The organism is Rheinheimera sp. A13L (assembly GCF_000217935.1).
Classification (GTDB): Bacteria; Pseudomonadota; Gammaproteobacteria; order Enterobacterales; family Alteromonadaceae; genus Pararheinheimera.
Genome location: NZ_AFHI01000023.1, coordinates 1 through 12570 on the forward strand (window position 1 = coordinate 1; position 12570 = coordinate 12570).

12 protein-coding genes are annotated in these 12570 nt (G+C 46.1%); 4 read left to right on the plus strand and 8 right to left on the minus strand.

What is annotated here, in order from left to right:
- Positions 1-44: 44 nt before the first annotated feature.
- Positions 45-1277, minus strand: coding sequence for a UDP-N-acetyl-D-mannosamine dehydrogenase (gene wecC / locus RHEIN_RS12540; protein ID WP_008899344.1), 1233 nt, complete (start codon positions 1275-1277; stop codon positions 45-47).
- A 197-nt stretch (positions 1278-1474) separates the two neighbouring features.
- On the opposite strand from wecC, the gene RHEIN_RS12545 reads away from it, so the two are divergent.
- Positions 1475-2188: a hypothetical protein gene (locus tag RHEIN_RS12545; RefSeq protein ID WP_008899345.1), complete on the plus strand. Its 714-nt coding sequence runs from the start codon at positions 1475-1477 to the stop codon at positions 2186-2188.
- A 123-nt stretch (positions 2189-2311) separates the two neighbouring features.
- Here the strand turns inward: RHEIN_RS12545 and RHEIN_RS12550 are convergent, their stop codons facing one another.
- A complete protein-coding gene (locus tag RHEIN_RS12550) occupies positions 2312-3352 on the minus strand; it encodes a Leu/Phe/Val dehydrogenase (RefSeq protein ID WP_040555170.1) in 1041 nt (346 codons plus the stop codon).
- A gap of 209 nt (positions 3353-3561) precedes the next feature.
- On the opposite strand from RHEIN_RS12550, the gene RHEIN_RS12555 reads away from it, so the two are divergent.
- Positions 3562-3984 carry a DUF4826 family protein gene (locus RHEIN_RS12555; RefSeq protein WP_008899347.1) on the plus strand — a complete coding sequence of 141 codons (423 nt, stop codon included), beginning with the start codon at positions 3562-3564 and terminating at the stop codon, positions 3982-3984.
- Positions 3985-4077: 93 nt separating this feature from the next.
- On the opposite strand, the gene RHEIN_RS12560 is transcribed toward RHEIN_RS12555, so the two are convergent.
- The 5 genes from RHEIN_RS12560 to RHEIN_RS12580 all read right to left on the minus strand — a co-directional run bounded on the left by RHEIN_RS12560 (position 4078) and on the right by RHEIN_RS12580 (position 8985).
- On the minus strand, positions 4078-5232 hold the full coding sequence (locus tag RHEIN_RS12560) for a ribosomal protein uL16 3-hydroxylase (RefSeq protein ID WP_008899348.1): 1155 nt from the start codon (positions 5230-5232) through the stop codon (positions 4078-4080).
- A 62-nt stretch (positions 5233-5294) separates the two neighbouring features.
- On the minus strand, positions 5295-6665 hold the full coding sequence (gene purB, locus RHEIN_RS12565) for an adenylosuccinate lyase (protein ID WP_008899349.1): 1371 nt from the start codon (positions 6663-6665) through the stop codon (positions 5295-5297).
- Positions 6666-6674: 9 nt separating this feature from the next.
- The gene (gene hflD, locus RHEIN_RS12570; RefSeq protein WP_008899350.1) at positions 6675-7313 is read right to left on the minus strand and encodes a high frequency lysogenization protein HflD; all 639 of its coding nucleotides are present in this window, start codon (positions 7311-7313) and stop codon (positions 6675-6677) included.
- 3 nt (positions 7314-7316) lie between these two features.
- Complete coding sequence (gene mnmA / locus RHEIN_RS12575; protein WP_008899351.1) at positions 7317-8417, minus strand: tRNA 2-thiouridine(34) synthase MnmA; 1101 nt, start codon at positions 8415-8417, stop codon at positions 7317-7319.
- A gap of 100 nt (positions 8418-8517) precedes the next feature.
- The gene (locus RHEIN_RS12580; RefSeq protein WP_008899352.1) at positions 8518-8985 is read right to left on the minus strand and encodes an NUDIX domain-containing protein; all 468 of its coding nucleotides are present in this window, start codon (positions 8983-8985) and stop codon (positions 8518-8520) included.
- Between the two features lie 366 nt (positions 8986-9351).
- Here RHEIN_RS12580 and RHEIN_RS12585 point away from each other — a divergent pair, with 366 nt between their 5' ends.
- On the plus strand, positions 9352-11574 hold the full coding sequence (locus RHEIN_RS12585) for an NADP-dependent isocitrate dehydrogenase (protein ID WP_008899353.1): 2223 nt from the start codon (positions 9352-9354) through the stop codon (positions 11572-11574).
- Positions 11575-11750: 176 nt separating this feature from the next.
- On the opposite strand, the gene cspD is transcribed toward RHEIN_RS12585, so the two are convergent.
- Entirely contained in the window at positions 11751-11972 is a 222-nt protein-coding gene (gene cspD / locus RHEIN_RS12590; protein ID WP_008899354.1) for a cold shock domain-containing protein CspD, read from the minus strand.
- Positions 11973-12228: 256 nt separating this feature from the next.
- Here cspD and clpS point away from each other — a divergent pair, with 256 nt between their 5' ends.
- A complete protein-coding gene (clpS, locus tag RHEIN_RS12595; protein WP_008899355.1) occupies positions 12229-12549 on the plus strand; it encodes an ATP-dependent Clp protease adapter ClpS in 321 nt (106 codons plus the stop codon).
- Positions 12550-12570 lie beyond the last annotated feature (21 nt).

The following is a 12570-nucleotide window of genomic DNA, read 5'->3' on the forward strand; positions in this document are numbered from 1 at the left end:
GTGATAGCACCGGCCTTTTTATATCGTTCTGTTCTGCTGAGTGTTTAGTGCGCTGAGCGTAACGGGCCTACCACGTTAATCAGGCTGTTTTTACTGAAATCCAAATCACCAAAACCTTTGTGGTTCACCAGGATCACAATGATATCGGCTTTTAAACCTTGTTCTACGGACACCAGTTCGACATTGGCGGCCAGCTTGTTGGTCTGATCCACATTAGGTTCGACTGCATAGATTTTACCCTGATAAGCAGCAGCTAAATCATTGACTATATGCAAAGCCGGGCTTTCACGTAAATCGTCAATATCCGGTTTAAAAGCTAAGCCAAAACAAGCAACAGAAGGTTTATGCAAAGTATGATTAGCCACGGTAGATAAAATTTTCTGCAATACCCATTGAGGTTTAAAGTCGTTCACTTCACGGGCTGTGCGAATAAGTTTTGCTTGCTCCGGTGCTGAGTGCACAATAAACCATGGATCAACAGCAATACAGTGGCCACCTACACCGGCGCCTGGCGTCAGAATATTTACGCGAGGGTGGCGGTTGGCCATTTTAATCAGTTCCCAAACGTTGATGTTCAACTCATCACAGATGACCGACAACTCGTTGGCAAAGGCTATATTGACGTCACGGAAGGCGTTTTCTGTCAGTTTCGACATCTCGGCAGTACGGGCGTCAGAGAGCAAACATTCACCAGTGACAAAAGTCTGGTACAGCGCTTTGGCTTTTTCAGAACAGGCCGGGGTTAAGCCGCCAACAATACGGTCATTCGCAATCAGTTCATACACAACACGGCCCGGAAGCACACGTTCAGGGCAATAAGCCACATGAATATCCGGCTGAGAGGAATCGGTAGGTACAGTTAAATCCGGGCGGGCTTCACGTATCCACTGGCAAATTTTTTCTGTAGTGCCAACAGGGCTGGTTGACTCCAGTACCACTAAGTTGCCTTTGGCCAGCACTGGCGCTATAGATTTTACTGCGGCTTCAACATAAGTTAAATCCGGTGACAGATCATCAAAAAATGGCGTTGGCACTGCAATCATAAAGGCATCGGCTGCTACAGGGCTGGTTTGTGCTGACAAATAACCACCTGTCACAGCTGCATGCACCAGCATGTCCAGCTCAGGTTCTACAATATGAATTTTGCCTTGATTGATGGTATCCACGGCATGTTGATTCACATCTATACCAATGACCCGCAGCTTGCGAGACGCTAACATGGCTGCCGTAGGCAGGCCTATATACCCTAAACCTATCACCGATACCGTCTTAAACATACTGAACTCCATTAACCTGCTACATTGGTTTTTTATTGGCTGACATCTTATCACAGCACGCCAGAAAGCTTAGATGACGAAGCGTGGCTGTTGAGAAATTTTTTTAATAAAATAACAGTGTTAGCCCAATGGCTGCTTAGTGACTCTGTGGTATCTTGCAGCAATGAACTGCCCACAGTCGTCATAAGGATTATGCAGTGAAAGATTTTTTAGAGCCTTTTTTGTATCCACAGAATATATTTCTTTGGTTGTTTTTTTTCGCCTGCCTGTACTATCGCCGAAAAGGGCTGTGGTTATTGTTGATTTGGTTTTATCTGACAGGCAATACGCTAGTGGCAAATCAGGTGCGGGAATGGTACAGCTCTCAAATCAGCACGGCTGAACTGCCCGTTAATTTCAACGGCGACTATGTATTGTTGGGTTGTGGTGGCAATGAACATAGTCTGCCGGATTGCGCTATCAACAGGATCAGTCAGCTGTCTTTAATGATTAATGCACAGCAGCGTCCGGTGAATGTGCATATGACTACTTTGCACTGCGCGCCTTACGAGGCCTTATTAAAGAAAAAAACAGAGTATGCAGCCATTACGTGCTTTGACGGCGGGCCTACCACCTACCATGAGTTTGCGTCCTTAGATAAAAAGCTGGATAAAACTAAAAGTTATTTGTTTATCAGCAGCGATTACCACGCCCTCCGGGTAAAAAAATTATCGCAAATGCACCAGTTGAATGCGCAAGTCTATGCCGCATCCAGCGCAACCTTCAGGCCGGTAAATTGTGGCTGGAATTGTTTGCTGACGGTGAATTTGTCGAACTATGATTTGTTTTCAAAGCTGACAGCTGAAACCGCAAGTTTGCAAGTCTACTGGCTAACCAAAGACTGGACTGAGTGGTATACCCCGCGTTCTTGAAGCTGCAGCTTTGTTGACTGCGCTACTCGCCCCAGTCACATAGGACAACTATGCTCCTGGGGTCTCGCTCGCTTGTCGTCGCGCTGCAACTCCAATTACTTTGGGTATCGATGGGGTATACAGTTAACGGGCGTTGCGGATGATTTCCTGCGCCATTAAATCAGCTACTTCGTTGGTTGGTTTCAGTTGTGCATCAGCACGTTCGAAGATATTAAGCAGCGTATGGTAAATCTGATTTACCTTAGCGGTGGACTCTTCTGCGTTATAACCTTGAACACGCATTTCCATTGCCACGTTGATAATACCACCGGCATTGATCACATAGTCCGGCGCATACAAAATGCCTTTCTGACGCAGAATTTCACCATGACGACTTTCTTTAAGCTGGTTGTTGGCACAGCCAGCAATGATTTTGCATTTCAGCTGAGGAATGCTGATGTCGTTAATGGTGGCACCTAAAGCACAAGGAGCGTAGATATCAGCATCAACAGCATAAATTTCATCTAAGCCTACAGCAGTAGCGTTAAACTGAGCTACGGCACGGCTGACAGCGTCCTGATTGATATCAGTCACAATCAGTTTGGCGCCTTCTTTATGCAGGTATTCACACAGATAAAACCCAACGCTGCCTAAACCCTGCACAGCGACAGTCAGGCCATTCAGATCATCGGTGCCAAACTTATGTTTAGCGGCAGCTTTTATACCACGGTAAGTTCCCAGCGCAGTGAAAGGACCTGGATTGCCGCTTAAACCTTCTAAGCCAGCGACATAGGGTGTTTCTTTGTTGACCATCATAATGTCGCCAGTGGTGATATTCACATCTTCAGCGCTGACATAACGGCCACTTAAAGAATGTACAAACTGGCCAAACTTGCGGAACAAAGCTTCAGATTTGATTTTTTTAGCATCGCCAATAATAACGGCCTTACCGCCGCCTAATGGCAAACCCGCCATTGCATTTTTGTACGTCATGCCGCGGGATAAACGTAATACGTCAACTAAAGCATCTTCATCCGCCACATAGTCCCACATACGGCAGCCGCCTGTCGCTGGGCCTAAGGCGGTGCTGTGAATCGCAATAATGGCTTTTAAACCTGTGGTTTCATCACTGCAGAATACGACTTGCTCATGGTTATCAAATTCAGGATGGTTAAATACAGCCACGACTTGTTCTCCGTTGATATAACTCACTGCACCTGGCAGGGAAAGGGCTTTTTTGCGCCGCGGAATGTACCACTTCAGTAAAGCTTTCGCCATCAATCTATAAAAACAAAATCTGGTAAGACCAGGTAATTGTCGACAATGTAAGCCAACTCTTGATTGTCTGGATTGAGTCACATAAAGTAACGCCACTTCAGGAGAGGATTAATCCAATGACAGATCAGTTAACCCCGGAACAGCAAGAACAGGCAAACAATGAATGGGTTCGCACTCAGTTTCAAAAAGCGAACCAGTATCTGGCAGAAAAAGGCATATTGCCAGATACTATTGCAGTATCAGAATCTCGTTATTTAACACCAATATTGGCGGTCTGGAAGATGACTGCTCAAAACCGTCAACAATATTGGGTGATAAGTGGTGATTTACCTACAGATCATTTGCCTTTGTCGGCGGCAAAAGACGCCAGAGAAGCTGTACGTGCTTTCTCATTCAACTGGCAATTAAAAGCCGAGCAAATTATGAATTCCGGCGCTTTGGATCAAACCAAAGTCGATTTTGCGAATTTATTGGTGCAACGTGCCCATGGTTTGTATGAACTCTTTGATAAAGAAGAGTTATGGGGCAAGCAAAGTTAAGCAAGCTGAGAGTATATAAATCTTTACATGCTATCTCAGACAAAAAACCGCCATTAGCGGTTTTTTGTCTTCAGGCCATCAGCAGATAAGAGCCTACTCAGTAAAGTACCAGTAGCCTTTATTGATCAGCAGGGTGATCAACTGCAAACGACCGTTATCCGCTGCGAAATGCTGGCAATCTTCCTGACTAAGGCTTATCTGATCGGTCAGTTTTTTCACGGTAGCAAGTTCAGTCACAGGCACTAAAAAGCGGTCGCCGTTGATAAACAACTGAATATCTTCTGCTGGATTAGCCTGGTAATACAAAGTGCGCAGGCCACCTAATTTGGCCAGCACAGAACCTTCTTCCAGATACTCACCAATTTCATTGGCTTCATAATGTGGATCCGGCTCTGTGGCATCCAGCTCATGTTTGGCATGGCTGATATAACTGCCAAACCACTGAGCCGCCAGATTTTTGTCGTCCACCAATTGGCGTAACAAATCTTGTACCTGGCTCAGATCCTGTTCGCTGATCGCACCCACTGACTCTGGTATCTGACGCTCTGGATCAGTAAAACGACGACCCGTAATGTCCTGATCAATCAGATGGTCGGCCAAACCTGTCAATAAATCTTTTTGTGCCGGAGCGCGGAAACCTACTGAGTAGTTCAGTGATGGATCTAATGAGATGCCGTCATGCGGGCAACCTGGCGGAATGTATAAAATATCACCAGGTTCAGTGATCACATTAATGCAATCAACAAAAGGAGTGACCTGCAATAAACGTGGGTGAGGGCAGTGCTGTTTTAAACTGCTGTCCGGCATACCCACACGCCAATGGCGTTTGCCCTGACCCTGGATAATAAATACATCGTATTGATCCAGATGCGGTCCTACACCACCACCAGCTGTGGAGAAACTCACCATCAAATCATCAATGCGCCAGTTAGGAATAAAACGGAATGGCTCTATCAAAGCTGCAGATTGGGGATGCCAGTGATCCACTGCCTGCACTAATAAAGTCCAGCCTTCCTCTCCTAAATGACTGAAATCTTCAAAAGGACCCGTCTCCATATCCCAGGCGGCGTCTTTATTGCTGACAATACGGGATTCAATTTCTTCTTCACCGGCAAGGCCTGCCAGTTCATCCGGACTGATAGGGTCGATAAATTCTCTGAAACCGGCTTTGATCAGCAAAGGTTTTTTCTGCCAGTAGTCCGTTAAAAACTGCTGGGGCGTTAATTCATTTAAAAATAATTGGTACATAAATCACCATAAAAACAGGGCGATAAAATCGCCCTGTTGAAGTATTTGAAGTGCTGTTTAGCTTAGTCTAATAAGTTAACCAGTTCGATAGCTGCGCCTAAGTAGTTATCAGGGCGCAGAGCTTTTAGTTCTGCTTTCACTTCTGCAGGCAGCTCTAACTTGTCGATAAAGACCGCTAAATCTGCTGGTGTAATACGCTTACCGCGAGTCAGCTCTTTCAGCTTCTCATACGGCTGTTCAATGCCGTATTTACGCATCACTGTTTGTACCGGTTCGGCCAGAAGTTCCCAGTTTTGATCCAGTTCGCTCATCAGGTTGGCTTCGTTGACTTCCAGTTTGCTGATGCCTTTGAGGCTCGCATGATAAGCAATGACAGTGTAAGCAAAACCTACACCTAAGTTACGCAGCACAGTAGAGTCTGTTAAGTCACGCTGCCAGCGTGATACAGGTAACTTGGAGGATAAATGCTGGAATATGGCATTGGCCAGGCCCAGGTTACCTTCTGAGTTTTCAAAATCGATAGGGTTTACTTTATGCGGCATAGTTGAAGAGCCAATTTCGCCAGCTATAGTGCGCTGTTTAAAGTGACCTAAAGCAATATAACCCCAGACATCACGGTCAAAGTCGAGCAGTATGGTATTAAAACGCGCAATGGCGTCAAACAGCTCGGCAATATAATCATGCGGTTCAATCTGAGTGGTGTACGGGTTCCAGCTTAAACCAAGGCTTGTGACAAACTCTTCTGCAAACTGGTGCCAGTTCAGGTTCGGGTAGGCGGATAAATGCGCGTTATAGTTACCTACAGCACCATTGATTTTGCCCAGCAGTTCAACTTTGGCAATTTGCTCACGCTGACGCTTTAAACGCATATACACGTTCGCCATCTCTTTGCCTAAGGTGGTCGGAGAGGCAGGCTGGCCATGGGTACGGGCCATCATAGGAATAGCTTTGTACTTGTGAGCTAAAGCTTTGATTTCGTTTAGTAACTGATCACACAGTGGCAACAACACTTCATCACGCGCCGCACCTAACATCAAACCGTGAGACAGGTTATTGATATCTTCTGAGGTACAGGCAAAGTGGATAAATTCACTAACCGATGCCAGCTCTGCATGGTCTGCTACTTTTTCTTTTAATAAATACTCAACAGCTTTGACATCGTGGTTGGTGGTGCGCTCTATGTCTTTCACTCGCTGCGCATCAGCAAGGCTGAAATTGTCGACAATTCCGTTTAACAGCGCATTAGCGCTGTCGGATAAAGCCGGAACTTCTGTGATGGCTGCTGTGGCTGCTAATTTTTGCAACCAACGCACTTCCACAGTCACACGGAATTTGATTAAACCATATTCACTAAAAAACTCACGCAGCTCGCTGGCTTTTGAGCCATAGCGGCCATCTACAGGGGAGATGGCGGTTAATGCTGATAATTCCATTAGGTGCTCCTATGAATGGGTTGGGGCAATAGTGTGTAAAACGGATTTGGCTTCATTGAGCAAAGCTTTGCGTTTGAATATAAAATGCAGACGACTGCCACCGGACTGACGCCATAACACCACAGCGCGGATAGCAGCCAATAACAAAGCTCTTACTTTGTGCTGTACCAGTGGCTGCTTCAACAGCTCTGGCTGACCAGCGACCTGAATTCTTGTGCCTAAAGAGCTGATGCATTCGACATAAATATCAGCCAGATTGGCAATAATGTTTTCGTCGGTAATAGCAAAATGCTGCAGTTGCTGCTCTAAACGGGATAAACGTTTGCCCAGGTTATCCAGATTATCGCGGTTTTTACTTAGCTTACGCTCCAGCGCTATTGCAGAGACCACATAACGGGTCAGCTCCACATCTTTGCGCTGATTGTCACCTAACTGATCGACCAGACACTGATAACCTGCCTGCAGGTTCGCCACATCTTTGCCATAAATATCCAAAGGTTCAGCCGGGGATAAATTGGCGATACTGGCTAAACAGAGCTGCAAATCGGCCAGCGCCACATCATTAGTGCGGGTAACTTGTTGTAAAAGCATAAGTGCCTGGCACATACCTGCCAGCGCTAAGGTTTGAGTCTGAATACTGTGTTGCATAAATTAGTGTATGGCCGAGTTAATAATGCCACCACCCAAACAAATCTCGTCGCTGTAAAACACAGCAGACTGGCCCGGGGTAACGGCTTTCTGAGGCTGATCAAATACCACAACCACAGTGCCATCCGGCATTGGGGTCAGGGTGCATGGAATGTCGGTCTGACGATAACGGGTTTTGACAGTGCAGCGAAGTAGCTGCTGCGGGCCTGTACGATCGACCCAGTGCAATTGGTTTGCTACTAAACCTTTGGAAAACATACTTGGGTGATCGTGGCCCTGAGCCACAATAAGACGGTTATTGATCAAATCTTTTGCTACCACATACCAGGGCTGATCATCACCATCTTTTAAACCACCAATACGTAAACCTTTACGCTGGCCTAAAGTGTGATACATCAGGCCATCGTGCTGGCCAATTTTATCGCCCTCTACTGTGTAAATATCACCAGGCTGAGCTGGCAGATATTTTTGCAGGAAATCTTTAAATTTACGCTCACCGATAAAACAGATGCCTGTGCTGTCTTTTTTATCGTGGGTGATTAAACCTTGTTCTTCAGCAATAGCCCGCACCAGCGGTTTTTCCAGATGACCTACAGGGAACAGGGTCTGCGCCACATGCTCTTCGCCTATGGTGTAGAGGAAGTAACTCTGATCTTTATTGGTATCCAGACCACGCAATAACTGCCAGTGGCCGTCCACTTCGCGGCGCTGTACGTAATGGCCTGTGGCTATATAGTCGGCGCCCAAAGCTTCGGCAGCAAATTCAAGAAAGGCTTTAAACTTAATTTCCTTGTTGCACATAATATCCGGGTTTGGGGTACGACCGGCTTTGTATTCGGCAAGGAAATATTCAAACACATTGTCCCAGTATTCAGCGGCAAAGTTGACTTTATGCAGTTTGATACCCAGCTTGTCACAAACCGCTTGTGCATCTTTTAGGTCTTCTGCAGCAGCGCAGTATTCGCTGTCGTCATCTTCTTCCCAGTTCTTCATAAACAGGCCTTCGACCTGATAACCTTGCTGGATCAAAAGATAAGCGGACACTGAAGAATCCACACCGCCGGACATACCGACAATGACTTTTTTGCTGCTGTTATCTGACATTACACCGCACTTTTTACTGGCTGGATGGGAACGGGCGCGGATTATAGCACCAAATTCTTTGCCAAAAAATGTTAATCAGGCGGAATATGCGACAGTGTTTCTAATCTGAATGGATGATCGGGTTTTTAATCTGACTTAGTGGCAGCAACTGCTTTTGTTCAAATTGGGTGATGGCGTCCAGCACCAGTTGACTGCGCACCGGCAGGGTATGTGCGTTCAGCTCGGCCAGACTTAACCAGTGCAAAGCCAGAATGTCCTTATCTTGTGGCTGATAAACAACGGGTAATAGGGTTGGGGTAAAGACAAAGTTTACCCGCACATAAAAATGCCCATTGGCGGCTTTAAGCTGAGAGATGCCAAGCCAGGCGTCAGGTTCTAAGCTCAGGCCTGTTTCTTCCTGTAATTCCCTTTTTACAGCGCTGATTAAGTCTTCATTCTCTTCGACATGACCAGCAGGCTGATTCAAAACAAGGCGGCCAGAGACTTTGTCTTTTTCTTCCACCAGTAAATAACGGCCCTGAACATACAACACGGCAGCTACAGTTAAATGCAATAAAGGACGGGACATGCAGGCTCCGAAGCAAAGGAAAAGTAGCAAAAATAGCAAAAACTCTGATCTTTATGCCATATATGAACAAAAAATCCGATCTTTTGTTGTAATTGACGCAAAACGCCCATAAATCGTTAAAGTTGCCACAGTGGTCGGGCCGCAGGCTAGTGCTTTTTCGCCTGACAATTAGGTAGGATAAAGCGCGACAGGGCTTGGGCCTCTACTACTTCTGTCGTAAAGCGCTGTCCCTGACTAGGTTCTTGCGAATAGCGCTGTTATACTCGCACACCGCGAGTAACTGTAACGTTTTAAACAGCATAGGCACTTCGACATAGAGGTTTGCCTATCAAACGACTCAATTTTGCTGTAAATCCAGGAAACGATATGACCACCTCAAAAATTATCTACACTATTACGGACGAAGCCCCGGCACTGGCCACTTATTCTTTTTTACCTGTAGTGGAGGCTTTTGCCAAAACTGCCGATATCGAAATTGAAACTCAGGATATTTCTTTGGCTGGCCGTATTGTTGCCTTGTTCCCTGAATTTCTGACTGAAGCCCAGCGTCAACCTGATGCCTTGACAGCGTTAGGCGAGCTGGCCAATACGCCACAAGCCAATATCATCAAGCTGCCAAATATCAGTGCTTCTATTCCACAGTTAGTGGCTGCTATTAAAGAACTGCAAGCCAAAGGCTACAAACTGCCTGATTACTCAGAAGACCCAAAAACAGCGGAGGAAAAAGAAGCCCGTAGCCGTTACGACAAGGTTAAAGGCAGCGCGGTAAACCCTGTGCTGCGTGAAGGTAACTCTGACCGTCGTGCTCCTGCTTCTGTTAAACAATATGCCCGTAAAAACCCGCATTCTATGGGAGCCTGGAGCAAAGAGTCGAAATCTCATGTGGCTCATATGAGCGCAGGTGATTTCTACGGCAGTGAGAAGTCAGTCACTATTGCTGAAGCAGGCCAAGTGCGTATTGAGCATGTAGCAGCTGATGGCAGCGTGACTGTATTGAAAGAAAAAACTGCTGTGAAAGCTGGTGAAATCATTGATGCTTCTTCCATGAGCAAAAAAGCACTGCGTGATTTTATCGCTGCAGAAATTGCGGATGCAAAAGCCAAAGATGTGCTGCTGTCAGTGCATTTAAAAGCCACCATGATGAAAGTCTCTGACCCTATTATGTTTGGTCATGTGGTCACTGTGTTCTTCAAAGACGTATTTGAAAAACACGCCGCTACTTTTGCTGAATTAGGTGTAGATGCCAACAACGGTTTAGGTGATGTCTACGCAAAAATCGCTAAGCTGCCAGCCGATAAAAAAGCTGAAATTGAAGCCGACATTAAAGCTGTGTATGCCACGCAACCAGCATTGGCGATGGTGAACTCAGACAAAGGCATCACGAACCTGCATGTGCCAAGCGATGTGATTATCGATGCTTCTATGCCTGCGGCTATCCGCTCTTCAGGTCAGATGTGGGGGCCGGACGGCAAGTTAAAAGACACCAAAGCTATTATCCCTGACCGTTGCTACGCTGGCGTGTATCAGGAAACTATCAATTTCTGCCGTGAACACGGTGCTTTTGACCCTCGTACTATGGGCTCAGTGCCTAACGTAGGTTTAATGGCGCAAAAAGCAGAAGAATACGGCTCACACGACAAGACCTTTGAAATCAAAGCTGCTGGTCAGGTGCGTGTTGTAGATGCTGCCGGTACTGTGCTGATTCAACACAATGTTGAGCAAGGCGATATCTGGCGTATGTGTCAGGCCAAAGATGCTCCAATCCAGGATTGGGTGAAACTGGCCGTCAACCGTGCCCGTTTAAGCAAAACACCTGCTGTATTCTGGTTAGATAAAAACCGTGCTCACGATGCTCAGCTGATTGCTAAAGTAGAACGTTACTTAAAAGATCACGACACCAATGGTTTAGATATTCAGATCATGTCGCCGGAAGACGCAACCCGTCATACCTTACAGCGTATTAAAGACGGTCTGGACACTATTTCTGTTACAGGCAACGTATTACGTGACTACTTAACTGACTTATTCCCAATTCTGGAATTAGGCACCAGTGCTAAGATGTTGTCTATTGTGCCTCTGATGAACGGCGGTGGTTTGTTTGAAACGGGCGCTGGTGGTTCTGCTCCTAAGCACGTTGAACAATTTGTTGAAGAAAACCACTTACGTTGGGATTCGTTAGGTGAATTCCTGGCTTTGGCTGCTTCTCTGGAGCATTTAAGTCAGGTGACAGGCAATGCAAAAGCTCAGGTTCTGGCTGATGCATTGGATCAGGCAACAGCCAAGTTCCTCGATAACGACAAATCACCAACCCGTAAACTGGGTCAGCTGGACAACCGTGGCAGTCACTTCTATCTGGCCTTCTACTGGGCTGAAGCTCTGGCAGCACAAAGCAAAGATGCAGCTTTAGCCGCTCAATTTGCTCCTTTGGCCAAAGCCTTAGCTGAAAATGAAGCCAAAATTGTGCAGGAATTAAATTCAGTTCAGGGCAAAGCAGTGGATATCGGTGGTTATTACAAACCAGACGATGCCTTAGCGTCAAAAGCAATGCGCCCAAGCGATACCTTTAACCAGGCCTTAGCAGCACTGTAATAAACTTTAGGGGAGAGGCTTGTCCTCTCCCGTCTAATGACACCTGGGTGCTTATGGACGGGCCGGGACAAGCCGCGGCCCCTACAATCCTCTTGTATCGAATTTTGGTCAATTGAAATAAAAGAAAAATGCCAGCTTTAGCTGGCATTTCGTGTAGGTCTCTATGCTTCAGGTGGTTATTCAGGCTTCTCGCCATCTGGCAGTGCTATATTTACTGCATGTAAACCTTTTGGGCCCTCAGACAGGTCAAACACCACGTCCTGGCCGGCCTTCAGCGTACGGTAGCCATCCATGTTAATGGTTGAATAATGGGCGAAAATGTCTTCGTCACGACCATCTTCACGAATAAACCCAAATCCTTTGGCATTATTGAACCATTTCACTTTACCGGTAGCCATACTACTTCCTTCTCTAAGTTAGCTAAATTCTGTATTCTAAGGCGGAGCAACAGGGAGCTGCGGGCAGACTCCACCATTTACTGTAGATAATTTGTGCAACTAGTCAAGTTTTTTGCAGACTTGTAAACAGAGGTTGCAGGTACTATCTATAAGATAAGGGATACAAAGTGGCCGCAAAGCCTGTAGTGGCTTTAGGTCCGGCAAAAAAAATACATCAATGCAATTTTGATGCTTTGAACAGGCGTGGCTATAGTTTATGAGCGGTTATAAAGAAAACAACGTAACAGATTACGGAGTGGTGGAGAAAACCCGGCAACAGGTGAAACCACCTTCCATGTATAAAGTGATACTCCACAACGATGACTATACTCCAATGGATTTTGTCATCGATGTGTTAACCCGGTTTTTTAATATGCAATATGAAAAAGCCAGTGAAATTATGTTGCAGGTGCACAATGAAGGTATGGCGGTTTGTGGTGTGTTCACAGCCGAGGTAGCGGAGACCAAAGTTCAGCAAGTGTCCATTTATGCGAAAGAGCACGAACATCCATTGTTATGTACTATGGAACGGGCTTAACGCCAAACAACTGCTGTAGTA